This is a genomic window from Vibrio sp. L85 (genome assembly GCF_963871815.1).
Classification (GTDB): Bacteria; Pseudomonadota; Gammaproteobacteria; order Enterobacterales; family Vibrionaceae; genus Vibrio; species Vibrio harveyi.
Map to the genome: position 1 here is coordinate 1 of NZ_CAWMYL010000033.1, position 220 is coordinate 220.

General features: G+C 43.2%; 1 protein-coding gene. It reads right to left on the minus strand.

Annotated features, from left to right (window positions below; genetic code table 11):
• Window positions 1-220 (minus strand): transposase (locus AACR11_RS06645; RefSeq protein WP_139374601.1); only part of this gene is annotated, 220 nt, incomplete at both ends.

Genomic DNA, 220 nt, shown 5'->3' on the forward strand with positions numbered 1-220 from the left:
TTTACCACCACTGCTGTATTGAGAAGGAGTTAAGCCCAACCAAGCCGCTAATTGGCGACCATTACTGAACTCTTTTCCATCTGCTATTGCACAGACCAAAGCGCTAGCGGTCATCGCACCAACCCCTTTTAATTTCATCAATTGTTGGCATTGTTCAGCTGTTGTCTTAATGAGTCGATCAAACTTCAGAAGCTTACGTTCGATGTTATCCATATGAAGA